We start from the raw sequence: 17,235 nt of genomic DNA, 5'->3' as shown, positions 1-17,235 counted from the left end.
TTTATACATGTTTTCGGGAGGACAGAGATGGAAGAGAATCTTCACGGCCTTGTTCTGGTTCACACAGGAGAGGGCAAGGGTAAAACGACTGCTGCAATCGGACTCGCGGTAAGAGCCTGGGGAGAGGGACTGCGGGTTTTGATTCTGCAGTTTATAAAGGGCGGCTGGAAGTACGGAGAGCTGAAGGCAATCGAGGCGCTTCGGGCTGCAGAGCCGCATATTGAGGTGCGTCAGTGCGGTCTTGGATTTACCCAGAGGGACAAATCCGATATGGATAAGCACATAAAGGCGGCACATGAGGCTTTGAAGGAAGCTGAGGCAGAGATAACAAGCGGAAACTGGGACCTTGTTATTCTGGATGAGATTAACTACGCGGTGAAGTTCGGACTTCTGGAGGAGCAGGAGATAGTGGAGCTTTTGAAAAAGAAGCCTGCCGGACTTCATGTTGTGCTTACGGGACGGGATGCACGTCCTGATATTATTGAGCAGGCGGATCTTGTTACGGAGATGAAGCTCGTCCGCCATCCGTTCCAGAAGGGAATTAAGGCGCAGAAGGGGATTGAATTTTAGTTGCAATACCCGCTGGCGTAATGTAAAATATATATTTGATGTTTCTTTAGTTAGGGAGGGTTTGTTATGCCTGATACAGAAATGCTTGAGCTGTTAAAGCAGCGGCTTCAGCGTAAGCAATATAAGCTGACTATGCAGCGTCGTACCGTTCTTGAAATCCTTCTTGAGCATCCGGGTGAGCATTTGAGCGCGGAGGATGTTTATGGTGCTCTCAGGGATAAGTCTTCTGATATCGGATTGGCGACAGTATACCGTACGCTTGAGCTTCTTGTTCAGCTGGGGATTCTGCAGCGCATGGAGTTCGGTGACGGCTGCAACCGCTATGAGATTGCCGATATTGAGAAGAATGAGCATCAGCATCATCATCTTATCTGTATTAAATGCGGAAAGGTGACGGAGTTTTTTGATGACCTTCTCGATGAGCTTGAGGCTGATGTAGCCGCGAAGTCAGGCTTTAAGATTACGGACCATCAGGTGAAGTTCTACGGATATTGCAAGGAGTGCCAAGACGAGCTTGAAAATAAGTGATTTTCGGTTGAACCGGGATGAACAGGTAATTGTCAAGGTTTCAAAGGAAATTTTGACCTTGTATCATATTGCTATTGAAGAAGGCAGCGATGATGCAGATTATGAGGTTTTTGATCTGCATCACGATATAGATGAAGAAAAGGCTGTTGTACATACTGTGCTTTCTATTATAAAGAGAGACGGAACGCGGATGAATGCTGAGTGTACGACAGAGGGAAGCGCGGATGAGGCGCCTCGGGCAGAGGTGCACCGCCTTGTAAAGCTGAATTTCTACCATCTGCTGCATCAGCTCATAGAGCTTCCGCCTGCTCCGTGGGGAATACTTCACGGTGTGCGTCCGACGAAGATTGTTCACAGGTATATTAAGAAAGGTCTTGCCAAGGAGGCTGTAATCCGCCGGCTGATGACGGATTTTGAGGTGAGTCGTGAGAAGGCAGAGCTTATTACGGAGCTTGCGTATTATCAGAGGCCTTTCCTTGAGCAGACGACTCCAAGGACTGTAAGTATATACGTCGGTATTCCTTTTTGTTTGTCCCGTTGTCTTTATTGCTCGTTCCCGGCCAATGTTCTGCCGGCAAATAAGGAACTGGACAGGTTCATGGCCGCGTTTCAGAGAGACCTTGATGCTGTGAAGCGGGCAGTGGATACCTACGGCTTTACTGTGCAGAATATTTATATCGGTGGCGGTACTCCGACGAGCCTGCCTGATGATTATTTCGAGGATATGATGCAGCGTGTCGTGTCGGCTCTTTATCATCCGGGGGTTAAGGAGTTTACTGTTGAGGCAGGACGTCCTGACAGTATGTCCCCTGCGAAAATCGCCTGTATGGTGAAGTATAAGGTGGACAGGGTAAGTGTTAATCCTCAGACTATGCAGCAGCGTACGCTGAAGCGCATAGGTCGGCAGCATACGCCGGAGGATATTGTTACCATGTACCGTGATTTGAGAGAAGCGGGTATTCCTTCTATAAATATGGACCTTATTGTCGGGCTTCCCGGTGAAGGCCCGGAGGATATGAGGGATACTATTGATAAGGTTCTGGCTCTCGGCCCTGAGGATGTAACTCTTCATGCGCTGGCTTTGAAGCGTGGTTCACTCCTGAAGATGAATCTTGATGAGACAGAGCTTCCTGATGATAAAACGGTGCAGGAAATGTTTGATATCGCGCTTTCGTCGGTTGTGAAATCCGGACGGCGTCCGTATTATCTCTATCGCCAGGGCTATCAGAGCGGTCAGATGGAAAATATCGGCTGCTGTGTTGCGGGCGCGGAAAGTCTCTATAATATACAGATTATGGAGGAACATCAGACGATTTTGGGTATCGGAGGAGCGGCAACCTCGAAGATTGTCAATCCAAGGACGATGCGCCTGAAGACGTCGTTTAATGCGAAAGACCTTGCGGTTTATCTCGACCGCGTGGATACATATATAGAAAAACGTGATGCGCTTCTCGCGGAGGCGTATGGCGGTGAGGAGGAATAATCATGGAGCTGCTTACACAGGGCCCTCGCGGAACTAAGGATATTCTGCCGGGTGAAGTAGATGCATGGCTTTATGTAGAGAAAAAAATTCGCGAGCTTTGCGAAAGGTTTGGATTTCAGGAAATACGTACTCCGATATTTGAGCATACGGAGCTTTTTCAGCGTGGTATCGGTGATACTACTGACGTAGTGGAAAAAGAGATGTATACCTTCACGGACCGTGGTGACAGAAGCATCACGCTGCGCCCAGAGAATACGGCTGCGGCTGTCCGTTCTTATCTGCAGAATAAGCTTTACGCGGATAATTCTCTTACGAAGCTTTTCTATATCGGCTCCATGTTCCGTTATGACCGTCCACAGAAGGGCCGTTATCGTGAGTTTCATCAGTTCGGTGTTGAGGCTCTCGGCGAGCAGAGTCCTGCTGTAGATGCGGAAATCATCATTCTTGCGGTGCGTTTTCTGCAGTCCCTCGGACTCAAGGATCTTGAACTCAGTATCAATTCGGTAGGTGACCCGAAGTGCCGTCCTGTTTACAGGGAGAAGCTGCAGGAGTTCTTCAAGGATAAGCTTGATGGTCTCTGTGATGTATGCCGTTCGCGTTATGACAGGAATCCGATGCGTATTCTTGACTGCAAGAGTGGGGAATGTCAGCGTCTTTCCGTCGGAGCGCCTGAAATTACGGACTGCCTGTGTGATGAGTGCAATGAGCATTTTGAAAAGGTCAAGGAGTATCTGACTGCCGCAGGAATTTCCTTTACCTGCGATCCGCGTCTTGTTCGCGGCCTTGATTACTATACAAAGACCGCTTTTGAAATCAAGTATTCTCCGCTGGGAGCGCAGAGCGCTGTTGCAGGCGGCGGACGCTATGATGGTCTTATTGAGGAAATCGGAGGTAATCCGACTCCGGCTGTTGGCTTTGCGGTAGGTCTTGAGCGCGTTATGCTGGCGCTTGAGCAGCAGAAGCTTTTCAATGCGGAGCCGCACAAGGCTGACGCATTTATTGTTGCTCTTGGAGAAAAGGCGCAGTCCGTAGGCTTCAAGCTTTTGGTTGAGCTTAGGGATGCAGGTCTCAAGGCAGCCATGGATTATGCGGGCCGCAGTATGAAGGCCCAGATGAAGCAGGCTAATAAGGCAATGGCTCATTATGCTGTTATTCTCGGTGATGACGAGATTGCAAAGAATGTCGCGGTGCTTCGTGATATGGAGTCCAGCGCACAGACTGAAGTGCCTATGGAAGAAATCATAAAAAAGTTAACTGATGAGGTGAAAGGTTAATGGAAACATTAGAGGGAATGAAGCGTACGCATCACTGTGGCGACATTCGTAAAACGGAGGTCGGACAGGAGGTTATCGTCTGCGGCTGGGTATCACGCCGCCGCGACCATGGCGGATTGATTTTCGTCGATTTGCGCGACCGTTCCGGTTATGTACAGGTTGTTTATGATGAAGCTGCAATGAATGAGGGAACGTTCCACAAGGCGGAATCCCTGCGTTCTGAGTTTGTTATCGGTGTACGCGGCAAGGTTCGTGCACGTTCTGAGGAGACTGTCAACCCGAAGATGGAAACGGGCGATATCGAAATCGTCTGCACGGAGCTTCGCATTCTGAACAAGGCAAAGACACCTCCGTTCTACATTCAGGACGGTATTGATGTTGATGAAAAGGTTCGTCTTAAATACCGTTATCTCGACCTTCGCCGTCCGGAGATGCAGAAAAATATCATGCTTCGCCACCGCGTTGCAAAGGTTATGCGTGATTATTTTGACCGCAACGGCTTCCTTGAAATTGAGACGCCGATGCTCTGCAAGAGCACGCCTGAGGGTGCCCGTGACTTCCTGGTTCCGAGCCGTGTAAACCCGGGACAGTTCTATGCTCTTCCGCAGTCGCCGCAGATTTTCAAGCAGATTCTGCAGGTTGCAGGCTTTGAAAAGTATTTCCAGATTGTCCGCTGCTTCCGTGATGAGGATCTCCGTGCAGATCGTCAGCCGGAGTTTACGCAGCTTGATATTGAGATGTCCTTCATCAGCCAGGAGGATATCCTGACTATGATGGAAGGCATGATTAAGGAGCTTTTCCAGAAATCTATCGGTGTTGATGTCCCGACTCCGTTCGAGCGTATGGATTGGGATACCGCAATGGATAAGTACGGCTCCGATAAGCCTGACCTCCGTTTCGATATGCCGCTTATGGATATTTCCGAGTATGTTAAAGGCTCTGAGTTCAAGGTATTCAACGCTGTTATTGAAAGCGGCGGAATGGTTAAATGTATCAAGGTTGACGGCTATGCAGATATTCCGCGCCGCCGTCTTGATGACCTCGTTAAATTCGTTCAGATTTACGGCGCCAAAGGTCTTGCTTGGATTCAGTATTCCGAAGAGGGTATCAAGAGTCCGTTCAAGAAGTTCTATTCCGATGAAACCTTCGCAAAGATTGCCGAGGCTACGGGCGCAAAGACAGGAGACCTTCTCCTTGTTGTTGCTGACAAGCGTCTTGTTGTCGATACTGCACTTGGACAGCTTCGTCTTGAGATGGGCAAGGAGCGCGGCCTTATTGATCCGGATGCGCTTCGTTTCCTCTGGGTTGTTGATTTCCCGATGTACGAATGGAGCGATGAGGAGAAACGCTGGAAGGCTATGCACCATCCGTTCACGGCTCCCCGTGATGAGGATATCGAGTACCTCCTGTCTGACCCGGGCCGCGTAAAGGCTAATGCTTACGATATGGTTCTTAACGGTGTCGAAATCGGCGGCGGCTCGCTCCGTATTTATAACGCTGAGCTTCAGGAGAAGGTTTTCGAGTCCCTGGGACTTACTCCTGAGCAGGCACATCAGAAGTTTGGCTTCATGATGGATGCGTTCCAATACGGCACACCTCCGCATGGCGGACTTGCTTTCGGTCTCGACCGTCTTGTAATGATTATGGCAAAATGCGATTCTATCCGTGATGTCATTGCATTCCCGAAGAATCAGAGTGCGCGTGATGTCATGTCGGAAGCTCCTTCCGAGGTTGATGAAAAGCAGCTTCGTGAGCTTTCTATCCGCGTTTCCGCGCCTAAGAAAAAGGACAAGAACGAGAACAAAGATAATTAAAAATTTTCGGAAGGCCCGGAACTCTCTCCGGGTCTTCTTTATTGCATTATTTCAAAGTTATATGATACAATTGACGCTGTATCTTATAAGCAGGAGGCAGAAGTATGGCCTATCAGACAGTAAATATTTTGAATGTTCCTGTTGCGGCGCTGACAATGCGTGAGGCTGTCGCACAGGTTCAGAGATTCATTGATGATAAAGAAAACGCGCTGATTGCTACGGCGAATGCGGAAATGATTATGAACGCCCAGCATGATGCCGCGCTTCGTGAAATTCTTCAGACGGCAGAGCTCGTTGTGCCGGATGGTGCGGGAACTGTGTGGGCCGCGCATCATCTCGGATATGAAATGCCTGAGCGTGTCGCCGGCTATGATTTGGTGCAGGCGCTTTTGAAGGAAGCGCCGAAGCGCGGAGACAGGGTGTTCTTTTTCGGCTCGGCTCCGGGAATTGCCGAGTCTGCAAAGAATAAGGCTGAAAAGCTTTATCCGGGAGTTCAGATTGTGGGTGTCCGCAACGGGTATTTCACTGCAGAGGATGAACCGGAAATTATAAATGAAATCCGCGAAGCAAAGCCTGATATCCTGCTTGCGGCGCTTGGTGTACCGAAGCAGGAAAAGTGGCTCAAAAAATACCGTGAGGAGCTTGGTGTACCGGTATCCATCGGAGTCGGTGGCACACTGGATGTAATGGCAGGAAACGTGCGCCGGGCACCGAAATGGATGCAGAAGGCAAAGCTGGAATGGCTGTTCCGCGGGCTTTTGCAGCCTAAAAGGGCTGGCCGCCTTGTAGCGCTCCCGAAGTTTGTTTTGCGTGTGCATAGGGCAAAAAAAGGCAGAAAAAGGTAATATCAACAGGCGGTGAAGTATATCTCCCGCCAGTTAAAGCGCATAAAGAGAAAGTTTTGTCTTTGCAAAACATGAACGAATGCGTTATAATATCTTAGGCATCGCACAGGGTATGCGTTATTTTCGTGTGCCTTAATTTGTTTTAAGGAGGCGTCGTGGATTGATCGTACGGGATGGATATTCCTATATACTGACAGCACTTTTACTGGCGGTTCTCTTTGCTTTTACGATTCATCCGTATGCAGCGGTAGTACCGCTTGTTTTTGCTGTATATTTTGCTTATTTCTTTCGGAATCCTGAACGTACAAGTGATCAGGATGATTCTCTGCTGGTGTCGCCGGCAGACGGAACTGTTATGGAAATCATACCACTGGACCACGACGACTTCGTTACGGGGCCATGCAATAAAATTGTTATTTTTATGTCTGTTTTTGATGTCCATGTCAACCGCAGCCCTATGACGGGCAAGGTCATGGTACAGCAGTATATCTGTGGACGTTTTAAGCCGGCGTACAAGGATTCAGTCGGTTTCGTAAACGAACGTCACATGATTGGAATAGCAAATGACAAGGTGCGGATTTCGGTAATTCAGGTTGCCGGTATTCTCGCACGCCGTATTGTATCATGGGTTACACTTGATGATGAGCTCGAAAAGGGAGAGCGCTACGGCATGATTAAGTTTGGATCCTGCCTTGAGATTGTTGTACCACAGAACGTTGAGGTTATGGTGGAGCCCGGTCAGAAGACCAGGGCAGGAGAAACTGTTATCGGGAGGATTAACTGATGTATAGAGCTTTAATACCTAATATGCTGACATCATCGAACCTTGTATTTGGTTTTTGTTCGATTCTTTCGACGCATAACGGAGACCTTTTTTGGGGGTCGATTTTCATTCTGCTGGCTTTGGTGGCTGACGGACTTGACGGACGCTCGGCGCGTTTCTTCGGCGTGAGCAGCGAAATGGGCAAGGAAATGGATTCTCTTTGCGACCTTGTTTCCTTCGGTGTTGCTCCGGGATTTCTTGCGTATAATTTCTGCCTGCACGCTTTTTCGTGGTTCGGGTGGGTTGTCGCGATTTCCTTTGCGGTATGCGGTATGCTCAGACTTGCAAGGTTTAATGTTAACGCGGATGTTGTCCATGGATATTTCATGGGGCTTGCTATTCCGGCAGGCGGATGCTTCGTCGCGACCTCCACTCTTTTGCTGAAGGGTATCGGTTTTGACCCGCTAGCACTCGGCTGGGTCTATCCCATTGTAATGTTTATAGTTGGGCTGATGATGTACAGTACCGTCCATTATCCTGATTTCAAGGGTAAGGGCGAGAAGGTTTATCTTGCAACAAAGATTATTTCTGCTTTGATTTTTGCATTGATTCTTTTCATTGGACGTGAAGCGATTGTGTTTGCTGTTCTTTTCGGCATATTCTGCACATATACGCTTTTGGGTATTATCAATTCTACGATTGCCGCTGTCAGTGGCAGCAAATGATGACCTTTGTTTTGCTTTAAAGGAGTTTGATTCATGAATTATTGGTTTGACATCGTTATGATGCCAATACAGATATGTATTCTTCTTTTTACTATTTATTACTTCGTGCTCAGCTTTTGCGGCTTGTGGGTAAGGAGAGAGAAGAAGATTCTCACACCGAAGACGACATTTGCTGTTTTGGTTGCGGCTCATAACGAGGCGGCGGTAATCGGACCTTTGGTAAAAAATCTTCAGGACTTGGATTATCCGAAGGAATTTTATGATATTTACGTAATTGCGGATAACTGCTCCGATAATACGGCAGAGATTGCTGCCGAGGCAGGTGCTATAGTCTGCGAGCGTACAAATGATGTTGAAAAGGGCAAGGGCTTTGCTCTTGAGTGGATGTTCAACAAGCTGTTTTCTATGGATAAGCAGTATGATGCTGTAGCGGTTTTTGACGCGGATAATCTTGTTCATCCGAATTTCCTTAAGGAAATGAATAACCGTTTCTGCAAGGGCGACCAGGTCGTCCAGGGTTATCTTGACGCAAAGAATCCGTATGATACGTGGGTATCCGGAACCTTTGCTATTGCTTTCTGGGTTATTGACCGTCTGTATCATCTGGCAAAGACAAATATTGGTCTGTCCTCTGTTCTCGGAGGCACGGGAATGTGTATTTCTACAGATGTACTTCGCCGTCACGGCTGGGGCGCAACCTGTCTCACCGAGGATATGGAGTTTACAATGAAGGCTCTTTGTGAGGGAATCAAGACGACATGGGCACAGGACGCTATTGTCTATGATGAAAAGCCTTTGACCTTCATGCAGTCCTGGAATCAGCGCCGTCGTTGGGCGCAGGGACAGTTTGATGTCGGACAGCGTTTTATTCCGCGCATGATTCGTGAGGCATTCAGACAGCGGGATATACGTCTTCTGGATGGATGTCTGCATCTTTTGCAGCCGTATTTCCTGCTTATCTCGACAATCTTCGTCATCATAAGCTATATACAGTTTGCATTTCCGCCGTTCTATACTAATATTTACAATTTCCTGCCGCATCATTTGATGCTGTTCATCATGTTCGGTCAGTATATTCTGCCGATTATAGTGCTGGCTATTATTCATGCAAAATGGAAGGCATGGCTTTACATGCTGCTGTATCCGGTGTTCATCTATTCATGGATTCCTATTGTGTTCCTTGGTTTCCTGCACCGCAACGAGCATGAATGGAGCCATACAAAGCATACGCGGGCGCTTAGCTATGATGAGCTTATCGGGAAAGAAAAGGCGTAAGAAGCTTTTGAATGCTGATGGTAAAAACTCCCTCTTATGAGGGAGATTTTTTTAGAGAGAAACGACAAGAACAAAAGAGGTTATTATATGTACGAATTAGAAGTGTTTGATACCTTCGACGCGGCACACCGTGTCGTCGGATATCCCGGAAAGTGCGACAGACTGCATGGCCACACATGGAAGGTTGCAGTGCACGTTGCCGGAACAGAGCTTGATTCTATAGGGATGCTGGTTGATTTCAAAAAGCTCAAGGAAATTCTCAAGGGTATTACAGAGGAATTCGACCATACATTTCTTAACGAGCATGAGGCATTCAAGGGGAAAAATCCTACAGCTGAAAACATTGCGCGGTATATCTATCAGGTATATGCGGAGAAGCTTCGCGCGGAAAATCCTTCGGTAAGGCTGTCGGATATCCGTGTATGGGAGTCTCCCGGCTCCTCTGTTACTTATCGGGAGGATTGACAGGGTCGTGAAGGAAAATGTCATTGAGATTTTTTCTTCTGTACAGGGAGAAGGAAAATATGCCGGGTGCCGCCAGGTCTTTATCAGACTTGAGGGCTGTAATATTTCGTGCAGATACTGCGATACAGAGCATATGACGGGGAAGCATGATGTCTGCATCGTGGAGAGTGTGCCCGGAAGTCATGAATACGTTGAAATTTCTAATCCGATGACGGCTGAAGCTGTCGCGGCTGAAGTTAAGCGGTTTACTGATAATGTTCCGCATCAGGCAGTCAGCATTACCGGCGGAGAACCTCTTCTGCACGCGGAATTTGTACGTGAGCTTGCAAAGCATGTAGATGTGCCTGTTTTTCTTGAAACAAACGGGACTCTTCCTGAAAAGCTGAAGCAGGTCGTTGACTGCGTTGACATCATAAGTATGGATATAAAGCTGCCGTCCGAGCTCAACGGAAAAACGTATTGGGCGGAGCATAGGGATTTTTTGTGTACTGCAAAGGGTAAGGATATCTACTGCAAGATAGTGCTTACACAGGATACAGCAAAGGAAGAATTTGAAAAGGCGTGCAGAATTATTTCTGACGTTGATGATACAATTCTGCTTATTTTACAGCCTGTTACACCGTTCGGTGGGGCTGAACCGCCAAGCGCAAAGGAAATGCTTCAATGGCAGGCGGAAGGGCTTAAGTTTTTGAAAAATGTTCGGGTTATACCGCAGACTCATGTTATGATGGGACAGCTGTGATTTTTGAGCAGTGTCTGCGTTCGGTTTAAGGGGGAAATCCGGTTAAATGTTTCTGAAGCTTTGGGGCAGGATACAACGCTGCTTTACGAGGAACAGTGGCTTTATTCTGCTCTTTTTCATATTGAACTATTTTACGATGGCGTGGTCGCTCACACATCAGCACCAATTTGAGCTTTTGATTGAATCGGCTGCTATGCTTTTGCTGGGAACGATGATTTTCTCTGCGGTTCTGGAAAAGCTGACTCCGCAAAAAATACTTCCATACGTTAAAAAAGTAATCCTGTTTTTGTGCTTCATTCCTTTTGTGGTGGAGCTTTTCGTCATGTATAATTACCGTGCGCTGATTGGCGCAGGAATTATAAATTCACTGCTGGAAACGAATTTTAAGGAATCTCTTGAATTTCTTAAGATGTATATTGGCGTGAAGGAGCTTTGTGCGATTGCGGGAGCCGTTGCGGTTATTATAATCGGGTGGCGGCTTCACCTCTGGAAACGAATCCAGATCAGCTACCACAGGCAGAGCCGTCTTCTTGGTCTGTCATTGATTCTTTGCATCGCGGCAGCCATACCTGCTATGGCAGTGTACTCTGATTTTATTCTTTATCAGCTGCTTCCGATGCAGAGAACGTACACGGCTATGGGAACCGCTATAGATAATATGAAGGCATATCACCGTCTTTCTGAGAAAATGACGTCTACTGTAAGCCTTACGCGTAACGAAAGTAAGATAAAAAATGTAATATTCATTTTGGGCGAGTCAACGAACAGGAATCACATGCAGCTTTACGGATATTATCTGCCCAATTCGCCTCATTTGATGAAGCTGCAGGAAAAAGGGGAAATTGCGGTATTCAAGGATATCGTAAGTCCTCATTCAACGACGATTGCAGTACTGAGTGAGCTGTTTACCTTCTGCGACCACGAATCAGGCAAGCCCTGGTACGAGTATAATACGCTGATTGACGTAATGCATGCAGCAGGGTATAAGACCTTTTGGCTGTCGAATCAGGAAAGCTCCGGAGCATGGGGAAATGTAGCGCAGATTTATGCGAACCACAGCGACTATCATAAATTCACCAGGATTCGTGATTCGCTGGAGGATACCGGTATTTTGGACGGAGAGCTGTTCCCGTTGATTGATGAGTCAAAGGCACTTCGTTCAGATGACAAGAATTTCTTCGTTGTTCATTTGATGGGCGGTCATGGCCTGTATTACAACAGATATCCGTATGAGTTCAATAAATTTACCGGCAAGGATATAAAGCTTAATGTGTCGGAGCGCTTTAAGGAAGTTGTGGCGCAGTATGACAATGCTCTCTATTATAATGATTATGTGGTAGATGAAATCATCAACCGGTTCAGGGATGATGAAGCCATCGTCATATACGTACCTGACCATGCTGAGGCAGTTTATGATGAAGGAAGTGTGGCAGGGCATATAGAGGAAAATCCGAACCGCCACATGATTGAAATTCCTATGATTGTATGGGCGTCGAATAAGTTCAAGGAAAAGTATCCCGATAAATGGGAACAGATACAGGACGCTGTGGACAGACCGTATATGACGGATGATATGATTCACACGATTTTGGATTTGACGGACATAGCAACAGAGGATTATCGTTCTGACAAGAGCTTGATTAACGAAGAATTCGATGCTTCGCGTCCGCGTATTTTTAATGACCTCAATTATGATACGCAGATTCGTGAGAAAAAGCTTTGAATAACGTTTAAGGGGAACACGCACATACACAGTTTTGTCGTGTTCCTCTTATTTTTTTATTGACATAAGCAGAAATTATCCATTAACATATTTATATAAAAATGTAAATAGAGAAAATCATAATATAAACAATAAGAAAAAGCTATTGGTTATGAAACCATTATTTTAATTTATGAAATTAAATGATATACTTAAATAAAAATAGGGGAGTGAATGACCGTGATTGACGAGCATGAGTGGAAAAGTGTTTTGCAGGTTGCAGCGGATGGCAGTTTTTCTGCCGCGGCAAGACATCTTTTTGTTTCACAGCCTTCTCTTTCACAGTGCATTAAAAAGATTGAGGCTGAGCTGGGAACGAAGCTGTTTGATCGAAGCCAGACGCCTTTGAAGCTGACGGCTGCCGGTGAAATATATCTTAAGAATGCCAAAATAATCCAGCACTTGAAAAGTGAGATGGTAAAGCAGACAACGGATCTGCAGCATTTGAAGGCCGGAGTGCTGACAATAGGGAGCTCGAGGACACGTTCATCCTGCTTCCTTAAGCGTCCTCTTATCGAATTTCATCGGAAATATCCCGGTATTCGTCTTGTGGTTCATGAGCATCCTGTAGCGAAGCTCATGGAAGATATTCTTAACGGCAGTGTGGATTTTGCCCTGCTTTATGAGCCGCTGGATGACGGCAGCTATCAGAAAATCCATTTGCTAAAAGAGAAAACGCTGATTGCTATGCCTTGGAGTGCATGGATTGAGGAGGAATACGGAGATAAACAGGTATATCCGTATCCGAAGATTTCATTTGCCAAGCTTCATAATCAGCCGTTTATCACTCTGCAAAAGGGACGTCGGATGAACGAAATATATGAAAAGCTTTGTCAGATGACAAAGGCTGAGCCGGATATTGTGTTTGAAGCGAACAGCATACTGGATGCTGCTGAATATTGTGCGGAGGGCATGGGGGCCGCGCTTGTAACGGATATGCTGGCTGAGAATTGGAATTGGAAGACAGCCCCATTCTTCTTTGAGATAGAAGAACCTGTCGAAGAGCGGCATCTGGTTGCAGCCTTTGGGAAAAATCAGCATTTGTCTGAGGCGGCAAAAAAATTTCTTGAGTTATTGAAAAAAGAATAATCATATCGGCTATTTATAGAGGAATGCAACTTGCATTCCTCTTATTTATTATTCAAAAATCAAATGGTTCTTATAAGGAGCAAGTATTTTCTTGATGAGTTTCCTGCATGTTAAACTCGGACTAAAGGTGGAAAAAGAAACTGTTTCATTGACTTCAAATGAGGAGGAGTATTACATGTCGAACGGAATCTCACGCCGCACCTTTTTGATGGGTGCAGCGGCTGCGGGCGTGGCCATCGCCGCAGGAACCTATTTTTCATGGAACGGAAAGAATATTCCGGAGGAGGTAAAGAAGGGCGACGTTACTTATGACGTTCTTGTAATCGGAAGCGGCGGCGCAGGAATGCGTGCGGCACTTGCTGCAGCCGAGAACAAGGGGCTGAAAGTAGCGGTAATGACGAAGCTTCAGCCGACGCGCTCTGCTTCTACGATGGCACAGGGTGGTATGAACGGTGTCACTAAGGTAACTGACAAGGAAGACAGCGTTGAGTCGCACATGTTCGATACCATTAAAGGTGGAGACTATCTTTGTGACCAGGATGCTGTAGAATACTTCGCTGAAAATGCAGGAAAGAATATTTATGAGATGGACTATATGGGCTTCCCATATAACCGTCAGAAGGATGGCTGCTTCCATCAGCGTAAGATGGGCGGTCATGCGCACGCAAGAGCTTCTTACTTTGAGGACCGTGCAGGTCATGCCATGGTTCATACGCTCTTTGAGCAGTGCCTGAATCACGGAATTGATTTTATTTCTGAATGTATCATGCTGGAAATCAGTATGAACGGTGATAATCTCAACGGTGTTATCGCTATGGATATGCGCAGCGGAAATATTTTGGGAATACCTGCGAAAACAATCATTATCGCGACAGGCGGTTATGGACGCGCATACTGGGTTCGTACGTCCAATCCGTACAGCTCTACAGGTGACGGAATTGTCGCCGGCATGAATGTAGGTATTCCGTTTAAGGATCCTGAAATGGTCCAGTTCCACCCGACAGGTCTTTCCGCGAACGGCGTACTCCTTTCAGAGTCGAGCCGTGCAGAGGGCGCAATTCTGGTAAATAAAAACGGTGAGCGCTTCATGGCGAAGTACGCTCCGGAGAAAAAAGAGCTTGCAACACGCGATATCGTAGCACGTGCTATTGCTACGGAAATCGAAGAGGGCCGCGGTATCGGTGAAGGCATCCGTGCAGGTGTCTACATGGACTTCCGCCCGATTCCGCCTGAGAGAATCCGTGAGCGTCTCGGTCAGGTCTGGGAGCTCTCGAAACGGTTCGCGGGAGTAGATATCACGAAGGAGCCTGTTCCAATCAGCCCGACGTGCCATTATTCCATGGGCGGACTTGAAATGGCAGATTTCCACACCGGCGCGTCCCGTGTTAAGGGAATTTATGTTGCCGGCGAGTGCAGCTGTGTTTCTGTACATGGAGCAAATCGTCTTGGTGCAAATTCTCTGTCTGAGGTTCTTGTGTTCGGTCATACAGCAGGCGACGGCGCTGCTGCGTTTGCAAAGTCCAATAATTACGCAGGAAGTCAGGATAAGCTTGCTGAAGACTGCAGCCGCTGGAAGGATACCTTCGAGGAGGTAACGAACCGCAGACGTACAGTCGGCAAGACTGTGCCTGAAATTCGCGACGCTATGGTCAATACTATGTGGTTCAAGGCCGGCGTTTTCCGTGATGAGCAGCATCTGACAGAGGCAAGCAAAGAGCTTGAGGCGCTGGAAAAGGAATATTCGCACTGCTATGTGGGTGATAATTCCCACGTGTTTAATACAGCTTTCTATCAGTATATTGAGCTTGGAAATCTCCTTCAGATTTCGCATGCCATCGTGCAGGGTGCCCTTGCACGCAAGGAGAGCCGCGGCGGTCATTCCCGCCGTGATTATCCGAAACGCGATGACAAGAATTTCCTGAAGCACACGCTTATCTTCAAGGATAAAAAGACAGGAAAATATCGTGCCGAGTATAAGGATGTCGTTATTACGAAGTATCAGCCGAAGGAGAGGAAGTACTGATCATGGACATGAATTTAAAAATCCATCGCTTTGTCGAGGGCAAAAAATGGGTTCAGGATTATAAATTGACAGTTAAAACCGGTATGACAGTGCTGGAGGCTCTGACGGAGGTCAAGGAAAAGCAGGACCCGACTCTTTCCTTTACATGCTCTTGCCGCTCAAGCATCTGCGGCGCCTGCGCTGTCCGGGTTAACGGGAATGCGGAGCTTTCCTGTGAGGTTCTTGTTGAAACGCTCATGAAGCGTTACAAGACAGATACGCTTGTCATTGAGCCGCTGGGAAATTTCAAGGTCATTCGTGACCTCGTTGTTGATTGGGACCCGAAATACGCTACAATCAAAAAGATTAAGCCGGTTATCGAACCGAAAAAGGAATTTTCTCTGGAAACGGGCTGCAAGCAGTCGCCTGAGGAGTTCAATAAGTTCAAAAAATATGCCAAGTGCATTCTCTGCGGTTCTTGTGTTTCCGAGTGCAACAAGAGTGCGCTTAATCAGGAGGATTTCCTGTCGCCGTTTGTTTTTGTCAAGGCTGAGCGTCTTGTCGCGGATTCCCGCAACCGCAGTCCGCAGGAGCAGCTCAAGGCAATAGTCGAGGCAGGCCTCTGGCGCTGCTTCAATTGTCAGGAGTGTACTGCGAAATGCCCGAAGGGACTCGATCCTGCGGGAGCTATCGAAAAACTCAAGGAAAGCACATTCGCGCATAAGCTTGATGACAATGTCGGTGCCCGCCACGCAAAGGCTATTTACGACGATATCTCGGATTCAGGTACACTTGATGAGTCCAAGCTCAATATCAAGTCGGAAGGTCTTATCATGGCCGCACTGCGCGCGCCGATGGCAGTCCGCCTCATGAGAACAGGTAAGATGAACCCGATGAACGGGCATCCGGTCAATCCTGAAATCGAAACGATACGGAAAATCGTCAAAAATGCGGAAGCCGCATCGAAGGAGGCAGAATGAACATGAAATATGCATTATTCCCGGGCTGCGTCCTTGAGGGAGCGGCAGCTGAGGCGTATACATCCCTTAAAAAGGTCTGTGAGAAGCTGAATATCGGCATCGAGGAGATTCCTAACTGGACTTGCTGCGGCGCATCCCATGCGCAGGGCGTCAATGACCTTGCGGCACTTGCCGTCAACGCACGAAATATTTCTATCGCGGAGCATATGGGACTGGATATCATGACTGTATGCAATACCTGCACGCTGCAGCTGCGTGTAGCTAAAAAACGCCTTGATGAAGATAAGGCTCTTAGGGAAAAGGTCAACAAAATCCTGAAGGATTCAGGCCATCCTTATGAGTACAAGGGAACAAGCAAGGTAACGCATTTCCTTTGGATTCTTGATGAGCATCCTGAGCTTCTTAAAGGCAAGGTTGAAAAACCGCTGTCAGGAGTAAAGGTTGCTGCTTATTACGGCTGTCATATTCTCCGTCCTGAGGAAGTAATGAAGCATGGTGAGAGCAATCAGAACGCGGTCTATATGGAAAACCTCATTAAGGCTCTCGGTGCTGAGCCGGTACCCTTCAGCGCAAGCCATAAGTGCTGCGGCTTCCACGCACAGCTTGCAGCTGAGCATGATGTGCTGACTGTTACGGGGCAGATTGTGGACAGCGCTGATAAGGCAGAGGCTGCGGCAATCGTAACGCCGTGTCCGCTTTGTCAGATGCAGCTTGATATGTATGAGCCGGAGGGCCGCGATGCTGTAGGCTCCAAGGCTGAGGTACCTGTACTTCACCTGCAGCAGCTTGTGGGCTTTGCGCTTGGACTCAGCAAGGCTGATATGGGCTTTGACCGTCATGTTTCGGGGCAGAAAAAGCTGAAAATCGGATAAAAGAAGACACAGAAAAGAGGCAAATCCGGACGGGTTTGCCTCTTTT

16 protein-coding genes are annotated in these 17,235 nt (G+C 47.5%); all 16 read left to right on the top strand.

The features are described from left to right. The first annotated feature begins 27 nt into the window (after window positions 1-27). The 16 genes from cobO to BUA83_RS05775 all read left to right on the top strand — a co-directional run bounded on the left by cobO (window position 28) and on the right by BUA83_RS05775 (window position 17,189). Entirely contained in the window at window positions 28-570 is a 543-nt protein-coding gene (cobO, locus tag BUA83_RS05850; protein ID WP_072935262.1) for a cob(I)yrinic acid a,c-diamide adenosyltransferase, read from the top strand. 66 nt (window positions 571-636) lie between these two features. Then, window positions 637-1,098, top strand: coding sequence for a Fur family transcriptional regulator (locus tag BUA83_RS05845; protein WP_072935261.1), 462 nt, complete (start codon window positions 637-639; stop codon window positions 1,096-1,098). Further along, on the top strand, window positions 1,085-2,581 hold the full coding sequence (gene hemZ, locus BUA83_RS05840; protein WP_072935260.1) for a coproporphyrinogen dehydrogenase HemZ: 1,497 nt from the start codon (window positions 1,085-1,087) through the stop codon (window positions 2,579-2,581). The genes BUA83_RS05845 and hemZ overlap by 14 nt, the downstream gene beginning before the upstream one ends. Window positions 2,582-2,589: 8 nt before the next feature. Beyond that, window positions 2,590-3,855 (top strand): histidine--tRNA ligase, encoded by a 1,266-nt coding sequence (gene hisS, locus BUA83_RS05835; RefSeq protein ID WP_072935423.1) that lies wholly within the window; start codon window positions 2,590-2,592, stop codon window positions 3,853-3,855. After that, window positions 3,855-5,669, top strand: a complete 1,815-nt coding sequence (aspS, locus tag BUA83_RS05830; protein WP_072935259.1) for an aspartate--tRNA ligase — start codon at window positions 3,855-3,857, stop codon at window positions 5,667-5,669. Before hisS ends, aspS begins: the two co-directional genes overlap by 1 nt. Before the next feature lie 104 nt (window positions 5,670-5,773). Next, complete coding sequence (locus tag BUA83_RS05825; protein ID WP_072935258.1) at window positions 5,774-6,514, top strand: WecB/TagA/CpsF family glycosyltransferase; 741 nt, start codon at window positions 5,774-5,776, stop codon at window positions 6,512-6,514. Between the two features lie 160 nt (window positions 6,515-6,674). Next, the gene (locus BUA83_RS05820) at window positions 6,675-7,298 is read left to right on the top strand and encodes a phosphatidylserine decarboxylase family protein (RefSeq protein WP_072935257.1); all 624 of its coding nucleotides are present in this window, start codon (window positions 6,675-6,677) and stop codon (window positions 7,296-7,298) included. Next, window positions 7,295-8,002 (top strand): CDP-diacylglycerol--serine O-phosphatidyltransferase, encoded by a 708-nt coding sequence (pssA, locus tag BUA83_RS05815; protein ID WP_072935256.1) that lies wholly within the window; start codon window positions 7,295-7,297, stop codon window positions 8,000-8,002. Before BUA83_RS05820 ends, pssA begins: the two co-directional genes overlap by 4 nt. A gap of 33 nt (window positions 8,003-8,035) precedes the next feature. Then, the gene (locus BUA83_RS05810) at window positions 8,036-9,277 is read left to right on the top strand and encodes a glycosyltransferase family 2 protein (RefSeq protein WP_072935255.1); all 1,242 of its coding nucleotides are present in this window, start codon (window positions 8,036-8,038) and stop codon (window positions 9,275-9,277) included. A gap of 87 nt (window positions 9,278-9,364) precedes the next feature. Continuing rightward, the gene (gene queD / locus BUA83_RS05805) at window positions 9,365-9,742 is read left to right on the top strand and encodes a 6-carboxytetrahydropterin synthase QueD (RefSeq protein ID WP_072935254.1); all 378 of its coding nucleotides are present in this window, start codon (window positions 9,365-9,367) and stop codon (window positions 9,740-9,742) included. A 7-nt stretch (window positions 9,743-9,749) separates the two neighbouring features. Continuing rightward, window positions 9,750-10,484 (top strand): 7-carboxy-7-deazaguanine synthase QueE, encoded by a 735-nt coding sequence (locus BUA83_RS05800; protein ID WP_072935253.1) that lies wholly within the window; start codon window positions 9,750-9,752, stop codon window positions 10,482-10,484. Window positions 10,485-10,530: 46 nt separating this feature from the next. After that, window positions 10,531-12,207: a phosphoethanolamine transferase gene (locus tag BUA83_RS05795; RefSeq protein WP_072935252.1), complete on the top strand. Its 1,677-nt coding sequence runs from the start codon at window positions 10,531-10,533 to the stop codon at window positions 12,205-12,207. A 219-nt stretch (window positions 12,208-12,426) separates the two neighbouring features. Then, window positions 12,427-13,335 (top strand): LysR family transcriptional regulator, encoded by a 909-nt coding sequence (locus BUA83_RS05790; protein ID WP_072935422.1) that lies wholly within the window; start codon window positions 12,427-12,429, stop codon window positions 13,333-13,335. Window positions 13,336-13,510: 175 nt separating this feature from the next. Next, window positions 13,511-15,358: an FAD-binding protein gene (locus BUA83_RS05785; RefSeq protein ID WP_072935251.1), complete on the top strand. Its 1,848-nt coding sequence runs from the start codon at window positions 13,511-13,513 to the stop codon at window positions 15,356-15,358. A 2-nt stretch (window positions 15,359-15,360) separates the two neighbouring features. After that, a complete protein-coding gene (locus BUA83_RS05780; RefSeq protein WP_072935250.1) occupies window positions 15,361-16,317 on the top strand; it encodes a succinate dehydrogenase/fumarate reductase iron-sulfur subunit in 957 nt (318 codons plus the stop codon). 2 nt (window positions 16,318-16,319) lie between these two features. Next, window positions 16,320-17,189: a CoB--CoM heterodisulfide reductase iron-sulfur subunit B family protein gene (locus tag BUA83_RS05775; protein WP_072935249.1), complete on the top strand. Its 870-nt coding sequence runs from the start codon at window positions 16,320-16,322 to the stop codon at window positions 17,187-17,189. Window positions 17,190-17,235 lie beyond the last annotated feature (46 nt).

Origin of the sequence: Schwartzia succinivorans DSM 10502, from assembly GCF_900129225.1 — a bacterium.
Classification (GTDB): Bacteria; Bacillota; Negativicutes; order Selenomonadales; family Selenomonadaceae; genus Schwartzia; species Schwartzia succinivorans.
The sequence above is the reverse complement of the archived record's forward strand: the minus strand, read 5'-3'. Positions and strand labels throughout refer to the sequence as shown.

What these genes read in the sequence shown, in the direction of transcription:
- cobO (WP_072935262.1), top strand. Translation starts at nt 28, where the DNA reads ATGGAAGAGAATCTTCACGGCCTTGTTCTGGTTCACACAGGAGAGGGC.
- BUA83_RS05845 (WP_072935261.1), top strand. Translation starts at nt 637, where the DNA reads ATGCCTGATACAGAAATGCTTGAGCTGTTAAAGCAGCGGCTTCAGCGT.
- aspS (WP_072935259.1), top strand. Translation starts at nt 3,855, where the DNA reads ATGGAAACATTAGAGGGAATGAAGCGTACGCATCACTGTGGCGACATT.
- BUA83_RS05825 (WP_072935258.1), top strand. Translation starts at nt 5,774, where the DNA reads ATGGCCTATCAGACAGTAAATATTTTGAATGTTCCTGTTGCGGCGCTG.
- BUA83_RS05810 (WP_072935255.1), top strand. Translation starts at nt 8,036, where the DNA reads ATGAATTATTGGTTTGACATCGTTATGATGCCAATACAGATATGTATT.
- queD (WP_072935254.1), top strand. Translation starts at nt 9,365, where the DNA reads ATGTACGAATTAGAAGTGTTTGATACCTTCGACGCGGCACACCGTGTC.
- BUA83_RS05795 (WP_072935252.1), top strand. Translation starts at nt 10,531, where the DNA reads ATGTTTCTGAAGCTTTGGGGCAGGATACAACGCTGCTTTACGAGGAAC.
- BUA83_RS05785 (WP_072935251.1), top strand. Translation starts at nt 13,511, where the DNA reads ATGTCGAACGGAATCTCACGCCGCACCTTTTTGATGGGTGCAGCGGCT.
- BUA83_RS05780 (WP_072935250.1), top strand. Translation starts at nt 15,361, where the DNA reads ATGGACATGAATTTAAAAATCCATCGCTTTGTCGAGGGCAAAAAATGG.
- BUA83_RS05775 (WP_072935249.1), top strand. Translation starts at nt 16,320, where the DNA reads ATGAAATATGCATTATTCCCGGGCTGCGTCCTTGAGGGAGCGGCAGCT.